Genomic DNA, 26,316 nt, shown 5'->3' on the forward strand with positions numbered 1-26,316 from the left:
AAAAAATATGCATAAACCCACCCCGCCAGACGCCTGGCTGGCTGAAGAAGCCGAAAACCCGGAGCTGGTCCGGGCGAAAATTATCAGTGAAACGGCCCGCATCAGCTGGCTGGAATTGCAAAAGTTTTATGCTGCCGGCAGTGTGATTAGCGTTGCCGCTGAGCTGGATCTGATTAGTGTCGCCTTTGCCTTTAGCCGTGATGATAAACAGCAGGTTGCCCGGTGGCTGCAAAGCGGCCAGGTTGAGCGCGCCAGCGAGCAACAAGCGCAGCAATGGTATCAGCAACAGGCAGAGTTATGGGCGGTAGTGATTTCACCCTGGGTGCTGGTACAGGATAAGCCGTTACCGCAACAGTTAAACTAAGCGCCCACTGCGCCGGAGCACGTTATGAGTCTGGATTATAAAACCGTTGCCTGTTCTCACATTACGCTGTCGCAGCTGATGTTGCCATCGCACTCCAACTTTAGTGGCAAGATCCACGGTGGTTACCTGCTATCGCTGATGGACCAGATTGCCTTTGCCTGTGGCTCCAAATTTAGTGGTAAGTATTGTGTGACAGCATCGGTAGATCGGGTGGATTTTCTAAGCCCGATTGAAGTTGGCGAATTAGTTACTCTAAATGCGTCGGTAAATTTTGTCGGCACCAGTTCGATGGTGGTCGGGATCCGGGTTGACGCGCAAAATATTCAGACGGGTCAAATCAAGCATTGTAATTCGTCGTACTTTACGATGATTGCCAAAGATGCCGAAACCGGTAAACCCGTAGCCGTACCACGTTTGATTTTGCGCAGCAAAGAAGAAGTAATGCGCTACTTAAAAGCGGCGGAGCGTATAGAATTGCGCAAGCAAAAACCCGCTTCAGCTGAGCCGTTCGCCGGTTGTCTGGAGCAGGCAGTGTGTGAAATCCGCCAGCATTTTGATGCCAAAGTCGAGCTGGTGATTTAGCGCGCATAAAAAAGGGCGACACCCTGGTCGCCCTGTGATGATAGGCTTAATAGCCTGCAGCCTGGCCGTCTTTACGCGATTCCGAGGCACCAATCCAAACACCATTAATATGGTCTTTCATAATCGCCTGATAGCCACCATAACCACCCAGGCCATAACGTACGTCGTGACCACGTTTTTGCAGCTCGCGCACGGTTTCAAACGGAATAGCACGCTCCACTTCAATATAGCCACCGTTTTTCAGATAGGCATCCTGGCCGTCCGTAGGTTCAGTACTGCCCAGATGCTGCCAACGGGCGGCATCACCGGCTTCCTGCAGATTCATGCCAAAGTCGACCATGTTGACCAGAATTTGCACATGACCTTGTGGCTGCATGGCACCGCCCATCACGCCGTAGCTGATCAATGGTTTGTCATCTTTGGTAACAAAGGCCGGAATAATCGTATTAAAAGCACGTTTGCCCGGCTCGTAAACGTTGGCATGGTTTTTATCCATTGAAAACAACTGGCCCCGATCCTGGAACACAAAGCCTAAGCCCGGCACTACTACGCCAGAGCCCATACCACGGTAATTACTCTGGATCAGCGACACCATATTGCCGTCTTTATCGGCCGTTGTCATATAGATGGTATCGCCCTCATACAGGTGCGGATTACCGGCATCAACCCGTTGCGCAGCGCGTTGACCAATCAGTTTGGCGCGTTCGCGGCCGTATTCCTCAGAAATCAGCTTGCTGATTGGTGTTTTGTAAAAGTCCATATCGGCATAAAACTTGGCGCGATCTTCAAACGCCAGTTTTTTTGCTTCTACCATCAAGTGGATGCTTTCCGGAGTATTGTAGCCCAGCGCGGCTAAATCAAAGTTTTTCAGAATTTGCAGCATCTGCAGCGCGGCAATGCCCTGGCCGTTCGGTGGTAACTCCCACAGCGTATAGCCTTTGTAATCCACACCTACCGGTTCAACCCAGTCTGAGCGATGATTGGCAAAATCTGCAAAGCGCAGATAGCCACCATTTTCCGTCATAAACTTATCAATTTTGCGGGTGATTTCGCCGCGGTAGAAAGCATCGCGCCCCTCTTTCGCTACCGTACGTAGGGTGTAAGCTAAGCCCGGGTTTTTAAAGATCTGCCCCTTGGCCGGCGCCTTGCCATTGATGGTAAAAGTGCCTTTAAAATCTCCCGGCTGCGGGCTTAAAATTGGCACACTGCGGTCCCAATAATAGGCAATTAACTCAGTGACCGGGAAGCCTTTCTCAGCGTAATCGATGGTCGGCTGCAATAGCTGTGGCATTGGCAACTTGCCGAACTTTTTGTGCATTTCAAACCAGCCGTCGATAGTGCCCGGCACACTGATTGGCAGCATGCCGTGTGGTGGTAAATCAGTACGGCCCAGTTTCTCCAGTTCCGCCTTTAAGGTGTCGTAACTTAATCCCAGCGGGGAACGACCTGAGGCATTCAGTCCATAGAGCTTGCCGCTTTTGGCATCCCAAATCATGGCATACAGATCACCACCAATGCCGTTACCGGTTGGTTCCATTAAGCCCAGCGCAGCATTGGCGGCGATAGCGGCATCGATGGCGTTGCCGCCTTGTTTCATCACATCCAGCGCAATCTGTGTTGCCAGCGGGTGACTGGTGGCCGCCATGGCTTCAGTGGCTATGACCTCGGAACGGCTGGCAAAATCTTTTCCGGTAATTCGGTCGAAAGCCTGCACTAACGGTGACGAGATCACCGTTAGTGCCAGCAGCAGCGTTATCAATTTTTTCTGCATATAAAAGTGTCCCCTGTTATTTTGGCTAAGCTTTTTTGAGTAACTTAAGCAGTTATTAATACGCATGCCAGCCGCTTTCGCTCAGTCGTTAGTTTTCGGCGGTAGGCTGATGTGCGCTAAGTTGCGCCCGTTCCGCTTCTGTTAACGGGCTGGCCTGTTGCTGTTGATAATCGAATTTGACCATTGCCGCAGTACCAGACACGGTTTTTTGGCCGTGTTGCCAGGCTTCCTGATAAACCTTAAAGGAGCGGTTACCGATTTCACTGATCCAGGTACGGATTTCGACCGGCTCGCCGTAGTGGGTTTGGGCATGGTAATTCAGTTGAATTCCGGCAATAATCAGAGCCCATTTTTTGACATCCAAGTCCGGAGTAAAAATCCGGAAAACCGGTTGGCGGGCGCTTTCAAACCAGACCGCAAACACCGTATTGTTAATATGCCCTAAGGCATCAGTATCAGAAAAACGGGGCTGGATAACCTCGGTAAACATCAGTAGGACCCTTACATGACCAATTTTATTGAAGTTTATGATAATGCGTTAAGCCCGGCACTTTGCCAACAGCTGATTAGCGCTTTTGAGCAAAGCCCATACACTCAGGCTGGCCGTACCGGGGCTGGTGTGGATACCAGCAAAAAAATCAGTACCGATCTTTATTTAAACGAACACCCGGAATATGCCACTTTGTTGCAGCAAATTCTTCAGGTGACCACGCACTATGCTCATCAGTATTTTAAGAAGTACCACTTTGCACTGATTGCGCCAGTGGGCATTACCACCAGCGACCCGGTCAGTGGTCAACCCTTGCCGGTTACCCATGATAATTTTGGTCAGTTTAGCGAGCAGCAAACTTTTGATTTTATGCGTACTTTATACCGGCTAGGGCCGATTCAGGCACAAAAATATGCCGCCGGTAAGGGTAACTATAACTACTGGCATTGCGAGGTGTATCCGCAATTACCGGACAACGAGCCGCTGCACCGTAGCTTACTGTTTATGTTTTATCTGAATGATGTGACTGAGGGCGGGCAGACCGATTTTTACTATCAGCAGCAGAGCATCCAGCCCAAAGCCGGCCGTATGGTGATAGCCCCGGCGTATTTTACCCATACTCACCGTGGTGCTGTGCCGGTATCCAATGATAAGTACATCTTGACCAGCTGGATTTTACTCCAGCGCGCTGAAACCCTGTATGGCGCACCGGTAAAATAATAGTGACAGTAACACAACCATAAAGCCAAATGATAATTATTGCTGTTTAAGTTTGAAGTTGCTAAGATGCGCGGCAATTTCATACATCATGATTATCCAGGTGAGGTTTTATGTTGTCGACTAAACGTCAGCCCGTGGCATTGGCCGTGGCATTGTCCTTAGGTGCAGTCAGTCTGGCTGCGGTAGCAGAAGAAGCGGCTACTGAAAGCAGCGCCAGCAAGGTGATGCCATCAATTGAAGTAATCCGGGTCAAGGGCCAGCAGCAGGTACATCGTTTTGAGGAGACCGGCTCAGTGATCCTGATTGACCGCACTCAAATTGAGCAAGTACAGCCGTTATCGACCGAAGATGTGCTGCGCCGCGTACCGGGCATCAATATCAAAGGCGAAGAAGAAACCTCAATCGTCGCTAACTTCGGCATCCGCGGCTTGTCGGCCGGAGAGTCTAAATCGTTGTTACTGGAAGATGGCGTACCGGTTGCGCCGGGCTTATTTATCGGTAACGACCGTTATTTTAATACCCGGATCCAGCGCGTCGAGTCGGTGGAAGTGTTAAAAGGCTCAGCCTCTTTACGCTATGGCCCGTCCACCATCGGTGGTGTGGTGAACTACATTACCAAAACGCCGGATGACGGTGTGCAGCTGTCGGCCCGTGCCGGTTCCTTTAATATGCGTGAAATGACGATCGAAGCCGGTGCCAAGAATCAAGCAGAAGATGCTTTTGCCGGCGTTGTTGCCACTAAAGCCAGCAGCGATGGCTTTATGGACAAAGGCTACGATATGTCTGATGTGATGGTCAAAGCCGGTTTAGCCATCAGCGATAAGCAGAAAGTCGGGGTGAAATTTTCCTATCATGAAAACGAAGCCAATATTTCCTACCGTGGTTTGTTACTGGCCGATTACCTGAATGGTGAGCGTTACAACCCGGCAGCGGATGACTGGTATCTGACCGACCGCACGGCTCTGGATCTGAACCATGAAGTTATCCTGGGGAACAATGCCAAACTGAATACCCTGCTGTACTGGAGTGATATTACCCGTGATTACTGGCGGTATGACGTCAATACTGCTGCGTCAAATGCCGCAGGGCGTTGGGTATATACCGACACTTTGACCGGCAATAACCGTGGCTTTGAGCGTCTGGGTATTGAGAGCCGGTTAAGCTTCGATCAGCAGCTATTTGGTTATGCGGCGGCCAGTGAAGTGGGCTTGCGCTTAATGGAAGAAGAATCTAACGATACTCGGATCCGTGCTACCCGTGCCGCTGATCGCTCTGGTAATAATGATCGCCATATTGTTGATTCTGCCACCAGCGTCGCCGGTTATGCCCAAAGCCGGATCCAACTGACCGATGAGTTAGCGGTAACGCCGGGTTTGCGGATTGAATCCTATGAGCAAAAGCGGGTGATCCTGACCGACAATAATAATTCAGCGAAGACGACCAATACCGAGCTATTGCCGGGTGTCGGCCTGACCTATGAGTTAACTGCTCAGGCACAGCTTTATGGTGGCGTTTATCGTGCCTTCTCACCGGCCTCAAATGGTGTGGCGCTGGATGGTTTAACCGATCAGCAGTTAGATGGTGAACGTTCAGTAAACTATGAGCTGGGGTTACGGGGTACAGCAGGCGCCGCTAACTATGAAGTCTCGGCGTTCTACATGAACTTTGCTAACCAGGTAGTTACCGGTAACAGCGATCCGAATCTGTCGCAATCTAACGCCGGTAAAACCGAACATACCGGTATGGAATTCTTGTTAGGTTATGAGCTGGGTGGCGGTTTCCGGGTTGACACTAACGCGACCTGGGTGCCGACCTCGGAGTTTAAGTCTGGTGTGAATGCCGGTAACCGGATTCCGTATGCGCCGAAAATACTGGCGAATCTGGCACTAAGTTACACCGGCGAAGCGCTGAGTGTGGCCCTGACGGCGCATCATCGTGGTGAACAATATGCCGACCCGACCAATATAGTTGATATTCCTGCCAATGCCGCCGGCGGTATCTGGGGTGGTTTGCTGCCAGCCTATACTGTGTACGACTTAATGGCGCAGTACAGTGTCTTTGACGGCTTTACGGTTTATGGCTCAGTAAAAAACCTGGCGGATAAGCAATATATCTCAGGCTTACGGCAGGGGATCTATGTCGGTCCTGAACGTTCTTTCGAAGCGGGCTTCCGTTATCGCTTCTGATAACCTCCAGTAGAATAAGAGCCTGTGCACTGTCACAGGCTTTTTTTTTCAAGCTCCGGATAGTGAGTCTGGGGCACGTTAATCGGCATTAATAGCGACTTTACCTAGCAACCTCCAAGCTGCTGAGCAGCGATGACAATGCGACTACGGTCCCGATCTTTCCTTGTTACAGACCAATTTCCCTAAATCAGAAATTTGTTTGATAATGATTATCATTTGCTATTGATGGTTTAAATGATAATGGTTATTATTTGCTTCGTGTCTGGCCAGCCACAGAAAAGTTCAATTCAGTATTTGGTTTATTACTGCGCCTTCAGGCTCAAACAAGGAATGCATCATGTTATCTCGTTTCTCCATGCTCAGCGCGGCCATTGCCGTGGCTGTTGGCACCTTACCGGCTGTAGCTGAAGTGTCCTCTCAGGCGGATTATGATTTGGAAGTGATCGTGGTTACCGCCTCGGGTTATGAGCAAAAACTGGTCGATGCACCCGCCAGCGTCAGCGTGGTCAGCCGGGACGATTTGCAAAACCGCCCTTATACCAGCCTGGCGGATGCACTTCGCGATATTGAAGGCATTGATGTCGGCGCCGGTCAGGATAAAAACGGCAATATCAGTATTACGATGCGCGGTTTACCGGCGGAATACACGCTAATTCTGATTGATGGCCGCCGCCAGAGCGATATTGGCAATATCGGCCCGAACAATTTCCGCAACAGCCAGTTTATGTATATGCCACCACTGGAAGCAATTGAACGGATTGAGGTGGTACGCGGCCCGATGTCGACCCTCTATGGCGCAGATGCCATCGGTGGGGTAGTAAATATCGTTACCCGTCGTGATTTAGAGCAAACTCATGGCAGTGTCACGCTAAGCAGCAATCTGCAGCAAGACAGCCAGTATGGTAACGATCATAAAGCCGACTTTTACCTGACCGGCCCGACGGGACTGGCAGCACTGACTTATGCCCTGCGCGGCAGTATTTATGATCGCGGCGAAAGTGACCCTACCTACAGTGAGAGCCGGCCTTTGCCGGATGGCAGTATCTGGGTGGATGAAGGCAGTTTTGGTGATAAGAAAATTGTGGCTGCCAAAATCTGGAATCTCGGCACCAGCCTGAACTATGCGCTGACCGAAAAACAGCGCCTGACCTTTGAATATGATGTTGCGAGACAACGTTATGATAATACCGAGGGCCAAACCGGCACCCTGGATAGTGTCGAAAGTTTATGGCGTGCTAGCAATGGCGGCATTGTGCAGCCGCGAGTCGGTTACACCCCTTACCAACGCGTACAACGGGAACAAGTTGTGCTGGCACATCAGGGCCGCTTCGATGCCGGTACCCTCAGCAGCAGCCTGACCTGGAGCAGCAGTGAAAATTTAGGTCGTTCTTTGCCGTTAACAGTGGACGAGCGGTTGGCGCTGCAACAAATTTGGGATACGGCGCGGCTGGCGCAAAATACTAACCGGCCGCAGTTAACGCCAGCATTACGCGAACAGTTACAGGCCGATTTTTTACCGCGGCCGCTACGCGAACTGGCGATCGATAACCTGATTGTTGACAGCAAATGGGATTCCTCGATTGGCAATCACTACTATGTGACCGGTTTCCAGTATCTGGACTCGGAGATGGAAGATGGGGTGTTTGGTATGTATGGCGATGGCTTTCGCGATGGCACTACACAGCGGCACCGACAATTGGCGGTATTTGCTGAAGATAGCTGGGAGTTGCACCCGAAGCTGACGCTGACGTTCGGTGGTCGGTACGATGACCATAATATCTTTAATGGCCAGTTTAGCCCGCGGGTATATTTTAATTTCCGGCCAGAAAGTGCCTGGACGTTAAAAGGTGGCGTGAGTACCGGTTACAAAACGCCGGAACCAAATCAACTATTTCCTGGCATTACCGGCTTTGGTGGTCAGGGCGTCAGCCCAATGGTAGGAACCCCGGATCTGCAACCAGAGACCAGTGTTAACTATGAGCTGGCCAGCTATTATCAAGGTGAGAAATTCAGCGGTAATATCACGCTGTTCCTGAATGATTTTAAAGATAAAATTATTACTCAGAATAACCTGCCAAACTGTGAACTGGTAACGCCAGGTATCCCTTGCGTTGATATTGGCCCAGGTTGGGCGGCGCTGGGATACAACCAATTCTCGCAAGCGGCCAATGTCGATAAATCGGTCACTCGTGGCGTAGAACTGGCGGGTAAATATCAGTTTACTGATAGTCTGAGCCTGAACGCTAATTACACCTACACCGATAGTGAAGTAAAAAGTGGTGTGAGTGCCGGTTTACCACTGGTCAATACCCCAAAAAATATGCTGAACGCCACCCTAAACTGGCAATTAGCCGAACCACTGAGTGTGCAGCTGATTGCTGAGGTGCGCAGCAAGCGTTTTCGCGGTGTAGCAGAAATCAGTGGCCCAAGTGGGCCGGAAACAGTAGAACAGTATTACCAATCCTATGAACTGTTGCATCTTGGGCTGCGTTACCGCTACTCAGAACAACTTAGTTTAAGCGCGCGCATTAACAACCTGTTAGATGATGACTTATCCAGCCGCAGCTGTGTACTGGCGGCAACGGAAGATACCTATAACTGTACCGCAGACTATAACACCACGCAGCAAGCCCGCAGCCTGTGGTTATCTGCCAGTTACCGTTTCTAGGATGATGGCATGAAAAAGCGGGCAGCGGCCTTAGGCCGCTTAATGCGGACACTGCACACCTACAGTGCGATGTGGGTATTGTTGTTACTGCTGTTTTTCTCTATTACCGGCATCACCCTGAATCATCCGGACTGGCAAAGCAAATGGGGAGCGCAACAGCAGTTGCAGCAGTTGCCGCTGCCTGAACCTTTGCAGCACTGGCCGCTGGCCACGCAGCAGCAGGAGTATGCAACAACGCTGGTTGACTGGCTGAAAAGTACTCAAGGCGTGGCTGGCATTAGCTGGCAAGCCCGGTTTGATAGTGATGAGCAAACCCTGGAGCTGAGCTTTAAACGACCAGCGGGCTTTGCCGTCGCCCTGGTGGATTTTGCTGCTGCAGAAATCGAGCTTGAGCAACAGTTTAACGGCTATCTGGCGTTAGCAAATGACCTGCACAAAGGCCGGGATAGCGGTGCCCTGTGGAAAGCTCTGATTGATATAACCGCCATTGCTTGCCTGTTGTTTGCGCTGACTGGTTTCTATCTGTTGCTGAAAATGCCATCGAAAAAGCAGTTAGGTAACGCCCTGGCTGTGCTTGGCGGCGTGATGGCGGTGCTGGCTTATCTGCTGGCCTTTCACTAACGCCGATCATTAACAAGGAGAACATTGTGAGAAAACCACTATTTACCCTGGCATTGCTGCTCGGTCTGGGAAGCCAGTCGCTGCAGGCGGCCGAGGCTGATATTGTGCTGACGATCCCTGAGGTGGCTTCGGCACAGTACTACCGGCCTTATGTCGCTGTCTGGGTGGAAGACGCGCAGCAGCAACCAGTAAAACTGATTGCCCTGTGGCGTAAGGAGCCTGACTGGCTAAAAGATATCCGCCGCTTCTGGCGCAAAATTGGCCGTAGTGATACTGCGCTGGTTGATGCGATGACCGGTGCCACCCGCACCCCAGGTCAGTACCGGTTAAGCTGGGACGGCACCGATGATCAGGGGCAGGTGCTGGCCCCAGGTGCTTATACGCTCTATGTCGAAGCCTCGCGGGAGCAGGGGGGCGGAGCCTGCAAAAAATTGATTTTCAGTTAAATGGTCAACCACAACAACTGAATGCGGCGGCGGCTGAAGAGCTGGGACCGTTGACGCTGACGCTTAAATAAATGACTAAACAGAAGAAGGATATACCGATGAAGAAATTACTGACTGCTGCCATGCTGGCGCTTTTTAGCCAGGCGAGTCTGGCCCATACCCTGTGGGTGATGCCAAGTCATTTTGTGTTATCCGGCGAAGACACCTGGATTTCGGTGGATCTGTCTGCCGCCAATATGACCTTTGTCGCCGATAAAGGGGTGTCGCCGGACAATCTGAGCCTGGTGTTTCCTGACGGCAGCCGGCATAAGTTTAGTCAGAGTTACCAGGGCAAACGCAAATCCCAGGCCGACCATCAGCTGGTACAGGAAGGCACTTACCTGATTGAAAATGGTGGCCCGGCGCGCTACTTCACCATGTTTGAGGTGAACGGCGAGCGTAAGCGCATTATGGCAGATAAGCGGGCGGCGGCTAAAGAGCTACCGGCTGGCGCGACTAAGGTGACGACCAGCCGGGGGCAGAGTAAAGCCCTGGCAGTGGTGACCGTAAAGGCACCTAATCGCACTGCGCTGGACCCGAAAGGGGATGGCTTTGAACTGAACTTTATTACCCATCCGGCGGATTATGTGGCAGAGGATAAGATTGAATGGCAACTGCTAATGGACGGTAAACCCGCTGCCGGTGTTAAGGTCGAGCTTTCTCAGCAGGATGAGTTGTACCGTAATGCGGCCGGGCGTCAGACGCTGGAAACGGATAACGCGGGTAAACTGGCTTTTATCCCGGCGCAGGCAGGTCGTTACCTGATCGAGGCCAGCTATCAATCAGCAGAAAAAACTGAACTGGCAGATCAGATCCGGGCGACACTGACCCTGACTTTTGAAGTCGGCTTACCTTAACTGGGAGCTTACCTTTACAGGAGACTTATCTTTAAAGGCGATTGAGTAGACGGCTGCCTGAGCAGGCTGCCGTCGTCGCACTTTATGCTGTTGCAGTCTGCTGAAAGTACTTAATCATCTGTAAATGCGGAATATCGTCTTCCAGGTAGGGTTCACTCGCTGCTTTAAAGCCTAATTCTTCGTAAAAACGTTGCAGATAACACTGCGCGGAAATATGAATATCAGTGGCTGGCCATAATTGGCTGGTCTCAGCCAGCGTCCGTTCCACCAGAACCTTACCCAGGCCAAGGCGGCGGGCAGTTTGCGACACACAAACCCGTCCGATCCCCGGAAAACCGGCAAAGCTGACGCCGGGAGCCAGCACCCGTGCATAGGCGATCACTTTATCGCCTTTTTTCAGTAGTACATGGCGGGTTTGCGGATCCAGGTCTTTATCATCCAGCTCCGGATAAGGGCAGTTTTGCTCGACCACAAATACATCGACCCGTAACTGTAATAATGAATACAGGGTATGGGTATCTAATTCAGCAAAAGTCAGCACTTGCCATTGCATAATCTGCTCCGTTGTTTTGACAGCCACTATAGCAGAGGCTGCAGATAGCGGCTAGATTGTTGGTGGTTGTCATATAACTGCCATGCAAAACCGTTACTGTCAGGCTATTTAGTTTATGGAGTTATCTGATGTCTGCCCAACAGCCGCGCCAGCCACAAATTGATAATAGCGGTGATGAGCCTGTCGCCAATTTTTCTGCTAACCCGTGTTTTGCCGCAGTATTACAGCAACGTCTGCAGCGCCGTACCTTCTTAAAAGGCTCGCTGGCGCTGGCGATTTCCGGGGTATTGGGTAGCCAGCTGTCGGGTTGTCGCTTAACCAGTGAGCTGACACCAACTGCCGCCGGCCCCATTCGCCCCGGTTTTCTGGCTGTGGCCGGCAACCGGCTGGATCAGGTCACTGTACCTGCGGGCTACCGGGTGCAACCTTTTTTAGCCTGGGGCACACCGATTTGTGGCGACTACCCGGCTTATAAAGCCGACGCCAGCAATACTGCGGCAGAACAGGCGCAGCAGATGGGGATGCACCATGACGGCATGCATTTTTTCCCGATTGACCTGCCGCAGGGTGGCAATAGCTCCAGCGAAGGTTTATTGGTAATGAACCATGAATATGTTGAACCGGACCTGTTGCATCCGGCTGGCCCGGTGTTTCCCAGGACCGCTGAACAGGTGGCCAAAGAGCAGGCCGCACATGGCGTGTCAGTTGTGCATATTATCCGTCAGGAGGATGGGCAATGGATGCAAGTCGCAGGCAGCCGTTATAACCGGCGTATTACAGTACAAACTCCGGCACAACTGGCTGGGCCGGTGCGTGGACATGCGAAAGTTCGCAGTCGTTATAGCCCGGACGGTACCGCCTGTCGCGGCACCTTGAATAACTGCTCGCACGGTGTGACTCCCTGGGGCACTTACCTGACATGTGAAGAAAATTGGGCCGGTTATTTTGTAAATCATGATGCAGCGCTGCCGCGAGAGCAGGCTCGCTATAGTGTGCCGCGTCAACAAAGCGGCTACCATTGGGAAACCGCGCAGCCGGCTTCTGAGCAAAGCGTGCGCTTTAATGCCAGTCAAACCGCTGCTTCCGCCACACAGGATTACCGGCATGAACCGAATACTTTTGGCTGGATTGTCGAAATCGATCCTTTTAATCCGCAGTCAGTACCGGTAAAGCGCACGGCGCTTGGTCGTTTCGCGCACGAAGGGCTAATCTTCGCCAAAGCGGTGCCGGGTCAGCCATTGGTGGCGTATTCCGGTGATGATTCGCGTTTTGAATATATTTATAAATTTGTCTCGGCAGCGCCCTATGATCCGGCAACTGCCAGTGGCGCCTTGCTGGATAACGGCACCCTATACGCGGCCCGTTTTAACGAGGATGGCAGTGGCGAATGGTTAGCACTGGATTTAACGGATCCGGTTTTCCGCGCCAAAGTTGCTGCTGCCGGTGTTCGCTTCGATTCACAGGCCGATGTATTGCTGAATACCCGCTTAGCTGCCGATATTGCCGGGGCCACTAAGATGGACCGTCCGGAGTGGGGCGCAGTGCATCCACAAAGCGGCGAAGTGTATTTTACCCTGACCAACAACAGCCGGCGGCAAGCAGCAGAAACGGATGCCGCCAATCCGCGGCCGGAAAACCTGTTTGGACATATTATCCGCTGGCGTGAACAGCCACAGGCACAAAAATTTGAGTGGGATATTTTTTTACTCGCCGGTCCAACCGGAACCGCGACACCCGGCACGGCGTTACAGCTGACGGCAGATAATGCTCTGGCGTGCCCGGACGGGCTCTGGTTTGACCCTCAGGGGTTACTCTGGATCCAAACTGATATGAGTGGCAGTCTGCAAAGTGAGGGACCTTTTGGTAACAACCAGATGCTGGCTGCCGATACAGCAGGGCGGGAACTTAAGCGCTTTTTGGTGGGACCGGTTGAGTGTGAGGTTACCGGCGTTGTCACTACACCAGATGGTAAAACCATGTTTGTGAATATTCAGCACCCTGGTGATCGTTCGACACCAACCGCCTTTACCAGTCACTGGCCCGATGGTGGCAATAGCCGGCCGCGTTCGGCGACCGTGGTCATTACCAAAGAAGATGGTGGTGTGATCGGCAGTTAGAGCAGTAAAGCGGTGCCGGCTACGGTAAGGAGTGCGCCTAACCAGGCGCCCCAGGCGGGCCGGCGCCGGTATACCAGCCAGAGCATCGGTAAAATTAATACCGGACTGACCGATGAAAACAGCGCCACCAGGCCGGCATCGCCAGTTTTCAACGCCTGCAAAATCAGCGTCATACCCAGTACCATCGACAAGCTGGCATTAACGGCCACCAGCCAGAATACGCGCCAGGTCAGCGGTAAATAACTGCGTGCCACTTTCAGGCCCAGTAACAGTACCAGTAAGTGCAATACAAAACCGGTGCTCATCCTGACTGCTGAACCGGCAATGGCATCCAAACCCTCGCTCATCAGTGGTTTTAGCATCAGGGTAGACACGGCCTGACAGAGTGCCGACAACAGCGCCAGTGCCACCCCGCTTTTCATTGCCGCGGGTGACGCCTCCCACTGATGTTGCTCTTCGCGTCTTTTACCAAAGGCAATAGCGATCATCACGCCGCCAACTAACAGCCCACTGCCAACCAGCGTCATACCCCACAGCGTTTCACCGAGAAACAGATAAGCCAATAGCACCGAAAACAAGGCATGGGTAGCGAACAGCACACCAGCGCGGCGTGGCCCTAAGCGGTTCATCGCGGCAAAGAGCGCAGTATCACCGATAAAGATGCCAATTGCACCTGACAGGATGAGTAACAATACCTGGGGCAGTTGCAGACTTTGCCAACTGCCGGTGGCGAAGCTCAGCAGCCACAGCAGCGACATGGCAATCAGCATTCGGTAGCGGGTAAAGGCAAAGGCACCCAGATGCGTTGCCGCCTGCGCCGACAATAAACTGCCAAAGGCCCAGCAGGCAGCTGCCAATAGCGCCAGATATTCGTATGACAAAGGGGCCACTCACTTAGCCGAAGAGGCCCTTATTATACCGCCAGCCTGAAGTTTGGCGTGCGGGCTTTAAGAACATTTTATGCTAATAAATACCGGATGATAAGTAACGGTCACCGCGATCACAGATAATCGCTACAATCACCGCATTATCCAGCTGCTCTGCCAATTTGATCGCCGCATAAACAGCGCCACCGGAACTGACACCGGCACAGATGCCTTCTTCCCGGGCCAGCCGGCGCATCATCTCTTCGGCATCTTTTTGGTAGATATCGATTACTTGATCGACGCGCTCAGGCTCAAAAAAGCCCGGCAGGTATTCTTTGGGCCAGCGGCGGATCCCGGGGATGCTGGCGCCATCAGCCGGTTGCAAGCCAATAATCTGAATTGCCGGATTTTGCTGCTTTAAATAGCGGGAGGTGCCCATAATGGTGCCGGTAGTGCCCATGCTGGAAACGAAATGCGTAATGCTGCCATGCGTTTGTTGCCATAACTCCGGGCCGGTACTGACATAATGTGCCGCCGGATTATCGGTATTATTAAACTGGTCCAGTACGATGCCCTTACCTTCAGCCTGCATTTGCAGCGCTAAATCACGCGCGCCTTCCATACCCTGCTCTTTAGTCACCAGAATCAGTTCGGCACCATAAGCACGCATCGAGGCTTTGCGCTCTTCGGTGGCATTCGCCGGCATAATCAGCGTCATCGGGTAACCTTTAATGGCGGCAGCCATTGCCAGTGCGATGCCGGTATTGCCGCTGGTGGCTTCGATAATCCGATCGCCTGGCTTGATGGTACCGCGCAATTCGGCCTGTACAATCATATTCAGCGCTGGCCGATCTTTGACGGAACCGGCCGGATTATTACCTTCCAGTTTGCACAAAACCGTGCTATTAGTATGGTTCGCTAGGCGTTGTAAACGCACCAGCGGCGTATTGCCCACATAGGCTTCAATAGTCGGGAAATTCATACGCAGTTCCTGTTTCAGGCGCCGCTGAGGCGACGCAGATTATCGCAAATAATAGCGCAGGCAATACCAACATTCAGTGATTCAGCCTGGCCAAAGGCCGGAATGGTGATCTTCCGGCTGACATGTCGGCCTACTGCATCGCTGATACCATTGGCTTCATTACCCAGTACGATATAGCCACCACTTTGCGGCAACCCGAGCTGATGCACCGATTCACCGCCAAGATAAGCACCATAAACCGGCCGATCAGCAACTTTTAACAAGGGTAACAGCGGCTGATAATGCAACTGTACCCGTAAAAATGAGCCTTTGGCCGCGGCAATCACTTTCGGATTAAAGGCATCAGCTGTGTCCTCAGAGCAGAGGATGTGCCGGATGCCGTACCAGTCTGCAATTCGGATAATGGTACCCAGGTTACCCGGATCGTTAATACTATCCAGTACCAGTACCCAGTCGGTTGGCGCCGGTGGGGTAAAGTGCCACTGCGGGATCTTGACTACCGCCAGTGCCGCATCGTTGCTGCTAAAACTGCCAACCTTCTCCAATTCAGCGGCACTGCAGTTTTGCAGCAAGGTGGCACGCTGACACAGCGCGGTATGTTGGTTCAAAAAGCTGTCGGTGGCAAATAAAGCGACCACCGGCCAGTCGGATTGCAGCAGTTCCAGCACTGCCTTTTCGCCTTCAACAAAGAATAACTGTTCGGCTTTGCGATGCTTCTTCAGATGCAGCGACTTAATTAGCTTGGCCCATTTATTACTGATCATCTCTACTCATCAGGTGTTGCGGCTAAGGTATAGCGGTATTTTAACCAGACTTTGCCGTGCTGTCTGACTTTATCGGCTTATTTCCGCGTTTTGCCCTTGAACTTAGCGCACATTGATACCAGTTAATCATTAAGACGTCGAAACCTATAGCCAAAATTGGCGTCTTATTCTGCAGTCCTTATTGCAACAGGAGTAACCTATGCAAGTACAAATCAACAGTGACCGCAATATCCAGGCTGACGAGCGGCTGGCTGAGTTCGTCCGCGATACCCTCAATCATAAGCTACAGCGTTTTGCCGATCATCTGACCCGTATTGAGGTGCATCTAAGTGACGAAAACGGTAAAACTAAGCAGGACGGCCATGATAAACGCTGCTTACTGGAAGCCCGGCCACAAGGGCTGGAGCCAGTGGCCGTGACAGAGCTGGCGCCAACTGTAGGGCAGGCAATCAGCGGTGCCGCTGATAAGTTACAGCGTAAGCTCGGCACGGTGATAGGTAAATTACGCGATAAGCAACATCACGGCCAACGACCAGACTTTGTGACAGAAGAAGATGACGTAAATTAATCGTAGTTCAGGCCCGCCGACTGGCGGGCCTTTAGTTTTGCGCTTGCTAACGGCTAAAGCGTAGTTTGCCGTGGATCCAGGTTTGTTCGGTAGTGGTTTGCCACAGCTGCTCCGGTGGAATAGCGAAGATATCGCGGTCAACCAGAATAAAGTCGGCCCAGCTACCGGGCGCCAAGGTACCCATGCTTTGCTCCTGGAAAGCGCCATAAGCGGCATCGACAGTAAAGGAACGCAGCGCTTCAATCAGTGTCAGACGTTGTTCTGGCAACCAGCCACCAACCGGCTGATTTTGCTGATCTTGCCGGGTGACTGAGGCGTGTAGACCATGAAACGGATTTGCCAGCTCTACCGGAAAATCTGAACCCCCGACAATAATACTGCCCTGATCAACAAAGGTGCGCCAGGCATAGGCACCACGTAAGCGGGATACGCCAAGCCGGTCGCCGGCCATATTCATATCTGACGTAGCATGTACCGCCTGCATGGCCGGTAACACCTGCAGGGTTTTAAAGCGCGGAATATCCTGCGGTGAGACAATTTGTGCATGCTCGATGCGGTGGCGGCCGGCGGCGCGCTGCTCGGCTGAGGCTAGCAATTCAAAGCGATCCAATACCAAACGATTAGCCCGATCGCCAATGGCGTGCACGTTAGCCTGATAGCCGGCGTTAATAGTCAGCCGCATAATCTCGGTCAGGGCATCGGGTTCGGTAACTAAAAGGCCACGTTGGCCGGACTGATCGCTATAATCCGCTAACAATGCCGCACCACGACTGCCCAGAGCGCCATCGCCATAGATTTTGACCGAACGGATATCCAGCCAGTCGCTCGGATCATCGACGATACCTTTACTGAACCACTGTTCCAGCGCCGGATCTTTAGCTGACAGCATCGGATAAACGCGTACGCCAAGCGCTTGTTCTTGCTGTAACTGCTGATACAGGCTGACTAATTCGGTGCTAACGCCAGCATCATGTACGGCGGTAATACCCAGTGCCTGCAAATGGCTAAACGCCGATTGCAGCGCCGCTCGTTTGTCGGCTGTACTGGGCGCCGGGATTTTTTGCTGCACCAGATACATCGCATTATCAATTAACACCCCGGTTGGTTCGCCGCGTTCATCGCGAATAATTTCACCACCTGGTGGATCGATGGTGTCTTTAGTAATGCCTGCCAATGCCAGGGCTTTACTATTGACCCAGGCCGCGTGCGCGTCAATTCGTACCAGATACACAGGCTTATCTGGCAGCACTTCATCTAAGGTTTTCTTCGCCGGGAAAGCTTTGCTATCCCATAATACCTGGTTCCAACCCCGGCCAATGACCCATTGTTGCTCCGGGTTAGCGCGGGCAAAGGCGGCGACCTGTGCCGCTGAGGTCGCTTCGCTGGTAAGCCCGCGCAGATCCGCTTGTTTCAGATATTCACCCAAACCCAGTAAATGACCATGGCCGTCAATTAAGCCAGGTAACAGGGTTTGACCTTTGCCATCCAAAACTTTTGCCTGTGGATAAGTCGCAGCAACACTGCTGTCACCACGGGCCAGTACCTGACCGGTTTCATCATCAAACACCAGGGTTTGGAAATTTACCAGCTGCCGCTGCTGATCAAAGCCATAACCCTGAACATTTTTCAGTACCACCGGCGCCGCGCCGGCGGCAAAACTGGTTAAACTGGCAAGCAATAACAAAGGTTTAAGTTGCATACGGGATCCTGTTGTTGATTTTTTTCTGACTATAGCAACAAAGGCCGATCGATACACTTTAGATGCGACAAAAAGGATTGGGTGACGCTGTAAAAAAATCTGTAAGCTAATGCTGAAATTTTTTGTTTGAATTTTAGCCGCTTTCTGGTAAAAGTTTCGCATCTGGCACAAAGTGCCTTGTTAAGCCAGCCGCAGAATATCAAGCTGGTGGATGCAAAGCGTTATTGCATCGCATAGAATGAACTTATTAATGTTAAGGGTATCTTATTGCGGCCAAGGCCGGCCAAGCGGTGCTGTTGCCCTTATCAACTTATAACACTATAAATAACCAAGATTTAATTAATGCCAATTCGCCATATCCGACAATTACGGGACCGCGTGCCCACCATGCATCAGCGGCTGATGTTGCTGTGTTTACTCAGCATCAGCGTGTTGATGGTCTGGCCACAGCAAAAACAACAGCAAAATCTGGGCGTAGTACCACTGGTGCTTGGCTTGGGGTTGCAGCATGGCCCGGCGCAATTACAGCAATTCCCGGTAACTGAAATAACCGAATGGTTGTACAGCAAAACCCAAACCACCCCACCTGAAGATCCTTATGTAAAAGTGTATAACATCGAATCGGGCGATAGTCTGAGCCGGATTTTTGCGCGCTATGGTTTAAATTATCAAACCGTGCAACAGGTGATGGCGGCCGATGAGTCCTTGCTGGCATTGGACGTATTGCGTCCGGGTAATCGCCTGACATTACAACTGGATGACGATGGGCAGTTACAGAGCATGGAGCTCTATGTCCATGCGGGTAAGAAGGTATTGTATAAGCGCGAAGCGCCAGATGAGTTTAGTTATCAGGAACTACTGGACGAAGGTATCTGGCAGAATACCATTCTGGTGGGTGAGGTTTTCGGCAGTTTCTATGCTTCAGCACAGCGAGCCGGGCTGAATGATGCTGATATTTACAATATTAATCAGCTATTTAAAGATCGGATTAATTTCGCCCGCGATATTCAGGCTGGTGCACAATTTCAGGTGCTGCGTAGCGAAAACTATGTCGGAGAAGAAAGTACCGGCCAAAGCCGCATCGAGGGGATCCGGATATTAAACCGGCGGCAGACGCTCAGTGCTTTTATGCATGATGACGGCCAATATTATGATGCTAACGGCGATAGCCTGGAACGCGCGTTTTCCCGTTATCCATTGAATAATCAGGTACGGGTTAGTTCGCACTTCAATCCGCGGCGCCTGCACCCAATTACCAAGCGGGTATCACCGCATAACGGCACTGACTTCCCATTGCCGGTTGGCACCCCGGTTGTGGCACCGGCTGATGGTGTGGTAACGCGGATTGAAAACCACCCCTTTGCTGGTAAGTATATTGAAATTCAACACTTTGGTAATTACAAAACCCGTTACCTGCATTTAAGCCGCTTTATGGTGCAGCGCGGTCAGCGTGTAACCCGGGGTCAGCGTATTGCTCTATCCGGTAATACCGGGCGCTCTACCGGGCCGCACCTGCATTACGAACTGCACGTGAATAACCGCCCGGTAAACCCGATGTCAGCGCATATTCCATTAGCGCGACCGGTTCCGGCAGAGTCCAAGGCAGCGTTCGCGGCACGGGTTAAGCAACTCACGGCACAGATGGAACAGCAAACCCTGCTAGCTAAACAGCAAAGCAGCGAACAGGAAGTGGCAGATTAGGCCTGCAATCTGTAGCCGGCTGTAAACTGTGAGGCCAGCCTTTGCTCTCACAAGCAGGGTAATAAAAAAGCCCCCGCAGTTGCGGGGGCTGTTGTTTCAGATCAGTCTGGATAGCGCTTAATACTTCGCCGGCTGACCTGCTGCTGGCAGTGACTGCAGAATAAACTCCCGCAAATCATCATTCGATTTCTTTAAATCCTCATAGCGTAAATACATCATATGACCGCTGCGGTAGCCTTTAAAACTCAGGCGGTCTTTCATTTTACCGCTCGGATCCAGCTGCCACATATTGTATTTGGCGTCGAAGTAGTTGGTGGCACCATCGTAATAGCCGGCCTGGGTTAATACCCGCAGATAGGGGTTTTGTGCCATCGCCAGTCGTAAATTCTCACCGGTATTGTCGTTACTGCGGTCCCACGGGTGCACATTGCCGAACATATTGTACTTAATATCGGTTTTATAATTCAGCTCAGTGCGCAGATAGTGGTTAATTGCCGGCGTAAAAGAATGTAACCAGGAGGTGAGCTCTGCCCAATAATCCGGGCTGGCGCCAACGTCATTTTTGTCGATACCCAAATAACGTGAATCCAACCGGCCCACGGTATGACCTTGATCGCGAAGCAATTCTTTCCAGAAATAGGCTGTACTGATATCTAAGTTGGAGCGCAGTACATTTTGCACGCTGATACCGGAATAACGACTAACCTGCTCGGCAATCCGCTGCTTTTCCTGCTCGGGGAGTGCATTACCACGCGCCAGTGCCGGCAAATATTCGTTTAGCGTGAAGTTTTCCACTTCCGGCAGAATGTCGTATAAATCCTTTTGCTGCAAATCCGCCGGTAGAACTTTGTGGTACCAAGCTGTTGCGGCGAAGTATGGCAGGCGGTTAGCCGCCTTTACCGGGCCCTGGCGTTCAATACCGATATCAGTTGGCGAGACCAGAATCACACCATTCAAATACATCCACTGGTTATTTTGCAGTGCCAACGCCAGACCGGCTACCCGGGTGGTGCCATAGCTTTCGCCAATCAAAAACTTGGGTGATGGCCAGCGCTCGTAGCGGGTAACAAAGCTGTTGATCCAGCCAGCGAGATAGTTAACGTCAGCATTCACGCCAAAAAACATTTTTTGCTGCTGATCACGTGACGGCATCTTGCCATCTGGCCCGGGCAGGACCCGTGAATAGCCGGTGTTGACCGGGTTTACAAAGACAATATCAGCCACATCCAGCACTGAGTAGGGGTTGGTTTTTACACCATAGGGTTGCATTGGATAGCCTTCACTATCAATGTTCAGTGATTTTGGTCCGGTGTAGGCAATATGCATCCAGACGGACGCTGAGCCAGGGCCACCGTTAAAGGAAATCAGCAGCGGCCGGTTGCTGTTATCTTTGATATCGCTACGCTGATAGTAGGTGTAAAACAAGGTCGCAGTTGGATGACCGTTCTCGTCCCATACTGGTTGGGTACCAGTGTGTGCCCGGTAAGTAATGCGTTGGCCATTAATTTGCGTGCGGTGTTCGGTAACAACCACACTGTCAGCTTCAATACTGATGGCTTCAACTTTCGGGTTGGCAGCAACAGTCTGAGGAAAACTGAGCGCCAAACCAAGCCCGAGTAACAGGGTAATGGCATAGGAGGGTGTTCGCATAGTGACGTCCATATTTTTAGTTATAACTTGATAATTACCATAACCTTAAATTGCCTGACTGCGAAGTGACTTGCGATTGGTTGCAGATTTTCAGGATGGGTGTGGTTTGTATTGCAGGTGGCAGTAGAAATGCTAAGCATTCTTAATTGCAAATTAATGATATTAAACATATTTTTGCGTGCTCGTCATTTTTGGTCTAAGCTTTAAAGCTAAATTAAAATCTAGCCGGAGTCTGCTATGCACGGTCATCCTCAGGTTTTGAGTAAGCTCAACGAAGTGCTTACTGCCGAATTAACCTCGATTAATCAGTATTTTCTGCACGCCCGTATTTATAAAAACTGGGGCTTAAAAGCGCTGAATGATGTTTGTTACAAAAAATCCATTAAGGATATGAAGCAGGCGGATGAGCTGATTGAGCGGATCCTGATGCTGGAAGGCTTACCGAATTTACAGGCGCTGGGCAAACTGCGGATTGGTGAAGATACGCCGGAAATGCTGCAATGTGACCAGGATTTTCAGCTGGAACAGTTGCCGTTGCTCAAAGAGGCTATCGCTTTATGTGAAAGTTTGCAGGACTATGTTAGCCGGGATCTGCTAACGGAAATCCTGGAATATGAAGAAGAACATCTGGATTGGTTGGAAACTCAGCAACATCAAATTGCGACGATGGGATTAGCCAATTATCTGCAAGCGCAACTAGGGGGTGAATAATGCAGGGTAGTCCAAAGGTTATCAATGCACTAAATGTGTTGCTGGCCAATGAGCTGGCGGCGATGGATCAATATTTTATTCACTCCAGAATGTATCACGACTGGGGTCTGCACAAGCTGTTTGAGCGCATCGATCACGAGTTCGATGATGAAAAAGGTCATGCTTCGGCACTGATTGAGCGCATTATCTTCCTCGGCGGCACGCCGGATATGACCAAACGCGACCCGATCCAGGTCGGTCAGGATGTGCCGCAAATGCTGCAAAATGACCTGAATGTCGAGTATGCGGTGCAAAAGCTGTTAAAGCAGACCATGGCGCTGTGTGAGCAGGAACAGGATTACGTGACGCGCAATATTCTACAGGGTCTGCTGGACGATACCGAAAATGATCACGCCCATTGGTTGGAACAACAATTGCGGCTGATTAAACTACTGGGGCTGCAGAATTATCTGCAATCACAACTTTAATCACGATTCGTGCGCAAGCGTACGTAAACCAGCTGATATCGAATCGCCTGCTGTTGCAACCAGTGATAGCAGGCGCGCGACATGCAATCTGTGGTGACACAGTGCAAATGAAGACTGTTGTCTGTTTGCCAAGACTCCAACACTTTAAAATGTCCTGCCATGAGCATCGGCTGCCTGGCCAGCCAGTCATTGAGCGTTTTTGCCGGTATTTGACAGGCTTGAGTTAAATCAACACAGGAAAGAGCCTGACAGAGCGGCACCCGTTGCCGTGCAAACTGCACTATCTGACAGCCACTAAGTCCGAGTCGGGTTAACCAGAGTGCCACCTGGCTGTAGCTATTCTGCGGTTGTAATTCTAAGTGGACTGTCAGTGCCAGGTCGGCTGACGGCCGTTCCAGTTTCAGCATAAACTCGTACCCCGCGCTATGTTCAGCCAGGCAGCGATAGCCGAGAATACGTAAATGTTGCCAACCGGCAGCCGGTGGAAATAGCACCTGTTGTTGACAGGGAGCGGGCGAGCTGTTGTTGCGTAAAGATGGCCAGCATTCGGCCAGGATACCAAGTGCTTTCTTCAGAGATCCGGCTTCCAGCAATGGCATATTTCATCTTCCTCCACAAAAAAACGGGCAAGCAAGCTTGCCCGAACAATGCAGGACGAGCCACAAAGACCAGAGAGATGCCTTCCATGACCGGCTCTTAATCCGTTGCAGTGAGTATAGCGTGGTATTTTTTAAATGCAAATAGTTATCATTAATATTTCAGGAGATGGCTTCGCTATTTTTAGTCGTAGCGGCCGGTAACGATCAAAATCGAGGTCTTGCAAATATCCCCTGTGGCAGTCGGTATGGTGTTTGTCGGGGTTTTACTTCTGTTAAACGCACATCATTCATTTCCTGCATTGTTATATCATCACAAAAGCTGTATATTGTTACGATATAACATTTTGAGCTAATCCTGGAGTTAAGGACCAATGATCAAGAAGAGTGCGATAGCCCTAACTATAGCCGCCGCCTTACATAGCGCCGCAGCGCAAGCTAATACCATTAGTGGGGTAGTGAAGGATCCTAAAGGACAGCCTGTTGCCAATGCTGAAGTCGATGTGATAGGTGCCGCTGCTAAAACGCGAACTGACGAATTGGGTCGCTTTGTATTACGCAACGTACCGGTGCGGGAGGTGGAATTGCATCTGGCAGCCCGTCGCTTTGGTCACAACAACGTGAAATTATCTGTGCCGGCAGCAGGATTAACCGATATTGAACTGCAACTGATACCAAGCAGTTTTGAAATTATTGATGTTACGGCCAGCCCATTACATGCCTCAGTAACAGAATCCGCGTTGCCGGTCAGTGTGTTAGCGGGTGATCGTTTAAAGATGCAACAAACCACCTCGCTGGGCGATACCTTACGTAAAGAAGTTGGTGTGCATTCGAATTTCCATGGCGGCGTTACCAGCAGTCCGATTATCCGTGGCTTAGATGGTCCGCGCGTGTTGATCATGCAAAACGGCCTGGATGCCGGTGATGCCTCTCGCATCGGCCCGGATCACAGTGTGGCGACAGAAACCAGTACTGCTACGCAAATTGAAGTATTGCGTGGCCCCGCGACCTTGTTTTACGGCAGTGGCGCCATCGGTGGTGTAGTTAACGTGGTCGATGAACGGATCCCGACAGACAGCACGCCGCGTGCTGAGTGGTTAACCGAACTGCAAAGCGTCGACTCAGCGAAACTGGTTGCCGGCTCGCTGGTTAATGGTAATCAGGACTATGCGGTTTATCTGGATGGTTTCTGGCGCGACAGCATTAATTACAAAGCACCGCATGATTGGCTGCACCGCGAGCAAGAAGATGAGCACGATCATGAGCACGATGACGAGCATGATGAGCATGATGAGCACGGTCGCCGTATCGCAAACACCTTTAGCACCAGCAAAGGTTTTACCGTTGGCGGTAGTCGTTTGTTAGATAATGGCTTTGTCGGTTTGTCATACGGTCGTTTAGAGCGGGAATATGGTATTCCGGGTCATAGCCATGGTGGCGAAGAAGATCATGCTGAGCATGATGAAGAGCTGGTCTATGCCGATAAAAAGCAGGATCGGCTGCAGCTGCAAAGCGAGCTGTTTTTTGACAATCCCTGGTTACGCCAGGTAAATAGTCGTCTGGCCTATACCGATTATCAGCATGCCGAAATTGAAGACGGTTTTGTTAGCACGGTATTCCGCAATAAGAGCCATGAAGCCCGCTTTGAGTTATTCCACCAGCCGGTATATGACTGGAAAGGTGGTTTGAGCCTGCATTATAAGTTTAGCGATTTTGAAGCCATCGGCAGTGAGGCCTTTACGCCACCATCCGAATCTACCATGCTGGCACTAGGCTGGATGGCAGAGCGTCATTTTGGCCCGGTATTATTGCAGCTGGGCGCCCGTGCTGAACGGGTCAAGATCAGTGCTAATCAGGTGCTATTACCTGAGCTGGAAATTCATGGCCATGGTGATGAACATCATGATCATGAGCATGGTCATGAGCATAGCGGCGATGAAATTATTCGGGTTTTTGGTGTCGAAAACAAATATACCCCGATCAGTTTATCTGCCGGTGTGGTCTGGGACTTTGCTGAGGGATATAACCTCGGTTTATCCTTATCCCAGGCTGAGCGGGCGCCGAGTGCGGCTGAGTTGTTCTCCTTTGGTCCTCACCTGGGGACTCGTAGTTATGAAGTTGGTTCTTTATTCCGTCTTAATGCGGATCGGGATGGCTTTGAGTTAAACCGTGACGGCTTTGAAATGGAAAAATCTAGAAACCTTGACCTGACGTTCCGAAAGTTTGACGGTGATTTTGGTCTAGTACTAAATGCCTTCTACAACCGCGTTGATAATTACTTCTATCAGCGTAACACCGGCTTATTTGCCGAATATAGCCATCAGCACGAGGATGAGCACGATGGTCATGACCATGCTGATCATGATCACGGTGGCCACGACCATGGCGGTGAATTACCGGTTTATCTTTACGTTAACGAAGACGTTGATTTGCACGGCTTTGAAGCTCAGTTTATCTGGCAAATCAGCGCACCGTATCGACTGACAGTACAGGGTGACTATATTCGGGCCCGGCTGCGCGCTGGGGGCGAGTTACCACGCACACCACCGCTGCGTTTAATGACCGAGCTGGCTTACCAGGGGAACCATTTTGATGCTGATTTGAGTGTCAGTCGCTATTTTAAGCAGGAAAACACGGCGGAATTGGAGCAGGCCTCGGCTGGTTACACCCTGGTGGATGCCAGTATCAGCTACCGCTTTAATGTCGGTTCGCAAGATCTGGTCGCTTATCTGAAAGCGCAAAACCTGACGGATGAATTGGCATTAGTGCACACCTCTTTCTTGCGTGATATTACACCGCTGCCAGGTCGTAATTTTGCTATTGGGCTGAGAGGCGTGTTCTAAGTTTCCAGCTAGCTACAGTTAGTTAACCGCAAAGCAGGCCCCGATCTAAAATCGG

23 protein-coding genes are annotated in these 26,316 nt (G+C 51.2%); 14 read left to right on the top strand and 9 right to left on the bottom strand.

Annotation, left to right across the window (positions count from 1 at the left end; all coding sequences use genetic code 11):
• Window positions 1–7: 7 nt before the first annotated feature.
• Both AAY72_RS09275 and AAY72_RS09280 read left to right on the top strand, forming a co-directional pair.
• Complete coding sequence (locus AAY72_RS09275; protein ID WP_057787031.1) at window positions 8–364, top strand: DUF2288 domain-containing protein; 357 nt, start codon at window positions 8–10, stop codon at window positions 362–364.
• A gap of 24 nt (window positions 365–388) precedes the next feature.
• A complete protein-coding gene (locus AAY72_RS09280) occupies window positions 389–946 on the top strand; it encodes an acyl-CoA thioesterase (RefSeq protein ID WP_057787033.1) in 558 nt (185 codons plus the stop codon).
• Between the two features lie 46 nt (window positions 947–992).
• On the opposite strand, the gene ggt is transcribed toward AAY72_RS09280, so the two are convergent.
• On the bottom strand, window positions 993–2,717 hold the full coding sequence (gene ggt / locus AAY72_RS09285) for a gamma-glutamyltransferase (RefSeq protein ID WP_057787035.1): 1,725 nt from the start codon (window positions 2,715–2,717) through the stop codon (window positions 993–995).
• 88 nt (window positions 2,718–2,805) lie between these two features.
• Window positions 2,806–3,207 carry a thioesterase family protein gene (locus AAY72_RS09290; RefSeq protein WP_057787037.1) on the bottom strand — a complete coding sequence of 134 codons (402 nt, stop codon included), beginning with the start codon at window positions 3,205–3,207 and terminating at the stop codon, window positions 2,806–2,808.
• 15 nt (window positions 3,208–3,222) lie between these two features.
• On the opposite strand from AAY72_RS09290, the gene AAY72_RS09295 reads away from it, so the two are divergent.
• From AAY72_RS09295 to AAY72_RS09320, 6 genes are all read left to right on the top strand, one after another.
• Window positions 3,223–3,927: a 2OG-Fe(II) oxygenase gene (locus tag AAY72_RS09295; protein ID WP_057787039.1), complete on the top strand. Its 705-nt coding sequence runs from the start codon at window positions 3,223–3,225 to the stop codon at window positions 3,925–3,927.
• A gap of 110 nt (window positions 3,928–4,037) precedes the next feature.
• Window positions 4,038–6,113, top strand: coding sequence for a TonB-dependent receptor domain-containing protein (locus AAY72_RS09300; protein ID WP_057787041.1), 2,076 nt, complete (start codon window positions 4,038–4,040; stop codon window positions 6,111–6,113).
• 337 nt (window positions 6,114–6,450) lie between these two features.
• The gene (locus AAY72_RS09305) at window positions 6,451–8,781 is read left to right on the top strand and encodes a TonB-dependent receptor domain-containing protein (RefSeq protein WP_057787043.1); all 2,331 of its coding nucleotides are present in this window, start codon (window positions 6,451–6,453) and stop codon (window positions 8,779–8,781) included.
• Between the two features lie 9 nt (window positions 8,782–8,790).
• Window positions 8,791–9,402, top strand: a complete 612-nt coding sequence (locus tag AAY72_RS09310; RefSeq protein WP_057787045.1) for a PepSY-associated TM helix domain-containing protein — start codon at window positions 8,791–8,793, stop codon at window positions 9,400–9,402.
• 26 nt (window positions 9,403–9,428) lie between these two features.
• Complete coding sequence (locus AAY72_RS09315; RefSeq protein WP_231728940.1) at window positions 9,429–9,848, top strand: DUF2271 domain-containing protein; 420 nt, start codon at window positions 9,429–9,431, stop codon at window positions 9,846–9,848.
• 98 nt (window positions 9,849–9,946) lie between these two features.
• The gene (locus AAY72_RS09320; protein WP_057787047.1) at window positions 9,947–10,744 is read left to right on the top strand and encodes a DUF4198 domain-containing protein; all 798 of its coding nucleotides are present in this window, start codon (window positions 9,947–9,949) and stop codon (window positions 10,742–10,744) included.
• A gap of 82 nt (window positions 10,745–10,826) precedes the next feature.
• Here AAY72_RS09320 and AAY72_RS09325 read toward each other — a convergent pair whose 3' ends face one another.
• Complete coding sequence (locus AAY72_RS09325) at window positions 10,827–11,297, bottom strand: GNAT family N-acetyltransferase (protein WP_008984762.1); 471 nt, start codon at window positions 11,295–11,297, stop codon at window positions 10,827–10,829.
• A 128-nt stretch (window positions 11,298–11,425) separates the two neighbouring features.
• On the opposite strand from AAY72_RS09325, the gene AAY72_RS09330 reads away from it, so the two are divergent.
• Window positions 11,426–13,414, top strand: coding sequence for a PhoX family phosphatase (locus AAY72_RS09330; RefSeq protein ID WP_057787049.1), 1,989 nt, complete (start codon window positions 11,426–11,428; stop codon window positions 13,412–13,414).
• Here AAY72_RS09330 and AAY72_RS09335 read toward each other — a convergent pair.
• From AAY72_RS09335 to AAY72_RS09345, 3 genes are all read right to left on the bottom strand, one after another.
• Complete coding sequence (locus AAY72_RS09335) at window positions 13,411–14,304, bottom strand: DMT family transporter (RefSeq protein WP_231728941.1); 894 nt, start codon at window positions 14,302–14,304, stop codon at window positions 13,411–13,413. The genes AAY72_RS09330 and AAY72_RS09335 overlap by 4 nt on opposite strands.
• A 73-nt stretch (window positions 14,305–14,377) precedes the next feature.
• Complete coding sequence (gene cysM, locus AAY72_RS09340; RefSeq protein ID WP_057787051.1) at window positions 14,378–15,262, bottom strand: cysteine synthase CysM; 885 nt, start codon at window positions 15,260–15,262, stop codon at window positions 14,378–14,380.
• A gap of 14 nt (window positions 15,263–15,276) precedes the next feature.
• On the bottom strand, window positions 15,277–16,026 hold the full coding sequence (locus AAY72_RS09345) for an RNA methyltransferase (protein ID WP_057787053.1): 750 nt from the start codon (window positions 16,024–16,026) through the stop codon (window positions 15,277–15,279).
• 199 nt (window positions 16,027–16,225) lie between these two features.
• On the opposite strand from AAY72_RS09345, the gene AAY72_RS09350 reads away from it, so the two are divergent.
• Entirely contained in the window at window positions 16,226–16,594 is a 369-nt protein-coding gene (locus AAY72_RS09350; protein ID WP_057787055.1) for an HPF/RaiA family ribosome-associated protein, read from the top strand.
• A 46-nt stretch (window positions 16,595–16,640) separates the two neighbouring features.
• On the opposite strand, the gene AAY72_RS09355 is transcribed toward AAY72_RS09350, so the two are convergent.
• Window positions 16,641–18,293 (bottom strand): amidohydrolase, encoded by a 1,653-nt coding sequence (locus AAY72_RS09355; RefSeq protein WP_057787057.1) that lies wholly within the window; start codon window positions 18,291–18,293, stop codon window positions 16,641–16,643.
• Window positions 18,294–18,635: 342 nt separating this feature from the next.
• On the opposite strand from AAY72_RS09355, the gene AAY72_RS09360 reads away from it, so the two are divergent.
• Window positions 18,636–19,994, top strand: a complete 1,359-nt coding sequence (locus tag AAY72_RS09360; RefSeq protein ID WP_057787059.1) for a peptidoglycan DD-metalloendopeptidase family protein — start codon at window positions 18,636–18,638, stop codon at window positions 19,992–19,994.
• 117 nt (window positions 19,995–20,111) lie between these two features.
• Here the strand turns inward: AAY72_RS09360 and AAY72_RS09365 are convergent, their stop codons facing one another.
• Entirely contained in the window at window positions 20,112–21,644 is a 1,533-nt protein-coding gene (locus AAY72_RS09365) for a S10 family peptidase (protein WP_057787061.1), read from the bottom strand.
• Between the two features lie 237 nt (window positions 21,645–21,881).
• Here AAY72_RS09365 and bfr (AAY72_RS09370) point away from each other — a divergent pair, with 237 nt between their 5' ends.
• On the top strand, window positions 21,882–22,355 hold the full coding sequence (gene bfr / locus AAY72_RS09370) for a bacterioferritin (protein WP_008984752.1): 474 nt from the start codon (window positions 21,882–21,884) through the stop codon (window positions 22,353–22,355).
• Window positions 22,355–22,822 (top strand): bacterioferritin, encoded by a 468-nt coding sequence (gene bfr / locus AAY72_RS09375; protein WP_008984751.1) that lies wholly within the window; start codon window positions 22,355–22,357, stop codon window positions 22,820–22,822. The genes bfr (AAY72_RS09370) and bfr (AAY72_RS09375) overlap by 1 nt, the downstream gene beginning before the upstream one ends.
• On the opposite strand, the gene AAY72_RS09380 is transcribed toward bfr (AAY72_RS09375), so the two are convergent.
• Window positions 22,819–23,421: a hypothetical protein gene (locus AAY72_RS09380; RefSeq protein WP_057787063.1), complete on the bottom strand. Its 603-nt coding sequence runs from the start codon at window positions 23,419–23,421 to the stop codon at window positions 22,819–22,821. The genes bfr (AAY72_RS09375) and AAY72_RS09380 overlap by 4 nt on opposite strands.
• 371 nt (window positions 23,422–23,792) lie before the next feature.
• Between AAY72_RS09380 and AAY72_RS09385 the strand changes: the two genes are divergently transcribed.
• Window positions 23,793–26,261: a TonB-dependent receptor gene (locus tag AAY72_RS09385; RefSeq protein WP_057787065.1), complete on the top strand. Its 2,469-nt coding sequence runs from the start codon at window positions 23,793–23,795 to the stop codon at window positions 26,259–26,261.
• Window positions 26,262–26,316 lie beyond the last annotated feature (55 nt).

This window comes from Alishewanella sp. WH16-1 (assembly GCF_001441695.1).
GTDB lineage: Bacteria > Pseudomonadota > Gammaproteobacteria > Enterobacterales > Alteromonadaceae > Alishewanella > Alishewanella agri.

Excerpts from the sequence above, each read along its gene's own strand:
- cysM (WP_057787051.1), bottom strand. The coding sequence starts at position 15,262 with ATGAATTTCCCGACTATTGAAGCCTATGTGGGCAATACGCCGCTGGTG.
- AAY72_RS09290 (WP_057787037.1), bottom strand. The coding sequence starts at position 3,207 with ATGTTTACCGAGGTTATCCAGCCCCGTTTTTCTGATACTGATGCCTTA.
- AAY72_RS09350 (WP_057787055.1), top strand. The coding sequence starts at position 16,226 with ATGCAAGTACAAATCAACAGTGACCGCAATATCCAGGCTGACGAGCGG.
- AAY72_RS09325 (WP_008984762.1), bottom strand. The coding sequence starts at position 11,297 with ATGCAATGGCAAGTGCTGACTTTTGCTGAATTAGATACCCATACCCTG.
- AAY72_RS09305 (WP_057787043.1), top strand. The coding sequence starts at position 6,451 with ATGTTATCTCGTTTCTCCATGCTCAGCGCGGCCATTGCCGTGGCTGTT.
- AAY72_RS09300 (WP_057787041.1), top strand. The coding sequence starts at position 4,038 with ATGTTGTCGACTAAACGTCAGCCCGTGGCATTGGCCGTGGCATTGTCC.
- AAY72_RS09380 (WP_057787063.1), bottom strand. The coding sequence starts at position 23,421 with ATGCCATTGCTGGAAGCCGGATCTCTGAAGAAAGCACTTGGTATCCTG.
- ggt (WP_057787035.1), bottom strand. The coding sequence starts at position 2,717 with ATGCAGAAAAAATTGATAACGCTGCTGCTGGCACTAACGGTGATCTCG.
- AAY72_RS09345 (WP_057787053.1), bottom strand. The coding sequence starts at position 16,026 with ATGATCAGTAATAAATGGGCCAAGCTAATTAAGTCGCTGCATCTGAAG.
- AAY72_RS09330 (WP_057787049.1), top strand. The coding sequence starts at position 11,426 with ATGTCTGCCCAACAGCCGCGCCAGCCACAAATTGATAATAGCGGTGAT.
- AAY72_RS09385 (WP_057787065.1), top strand. The coding sequence starts at position 23,793 with ATGATCAAGAAGAGTGCGATAGCCCTAACTATAGCCGCCGCCTTACAT.
- AAY72_RS09275 (WP_057787031.1), top strand. The coding sequence starts at position 8 with ATGCATAAACCCACCCCGCCAGACGCCTGGCTGGCTGAAGAAGCCGAA.
- AAY72_RS09280 (WP_057787033.1), top strand. The coding sequence starts at position 389 with ATGAGTCTGGATTATAAAACCGTTGCCTGTTCTCACATTACGCTGTCG.
- AAY72_RS09355 (WP_057787057.1), bottom strand. The coding sequence starts at position 18,293 with ATGCAACTTAAACCTTTGTTATTGCTTGCCAGTTTAACCAGTTTTGCC.
- AAY72_RS09365 (WP_057787061.1), bottom strand. The coding sequence starts at position 21,644 with ATGCGAACACCCTCCTATGCCATTACCCTGTTACTCGGGCTTGGTTTG.
- bfr (WP_008984752.1), top strand. The coding sequence starts at position 21,882 with ATGCACGGTCATCCTCAGGTTTTGAGTAAGCTCAACGAAGTGCTTACT.
- AAY72_RS09320 (WP_057787047.1), top strand. The coding sequence starts at position 9,947 with ATGAAGAAATTACTGACTGCTGCCATGCTGGCGCTTTTTAGCCAGGCG.
- AAY72_RS09295 (WP_057787039.1), top strand. The coding sequence starts at position 3,223 with ATGACCAATTTTATTGAAGTTTATGATAATGCGTTAAGCCCGGCACTT.
- bfr (WP_008984751.1), top strand. The coding sequence starts at position 22,355 with ATGCAGGGTAGTCCAAAGGTTATCAATGCACTAAATGTGTTGCTGGCC.
- AAY72_RS09310 (WP_057787045.1), top strand. The coding sequence starts at position 8,791 with ATGAAAAAGCGGGCAGCGGCCTTAGGCCGCTTAATGCGGACACTGCAC.
- AAY72_RS09360 (WP_057787059.1), top strand. The coding sequence starts at position 18,636 with ATGCCAATTCGCCATATCCGACAATTACGGGACCGCGTGCCCACCATG.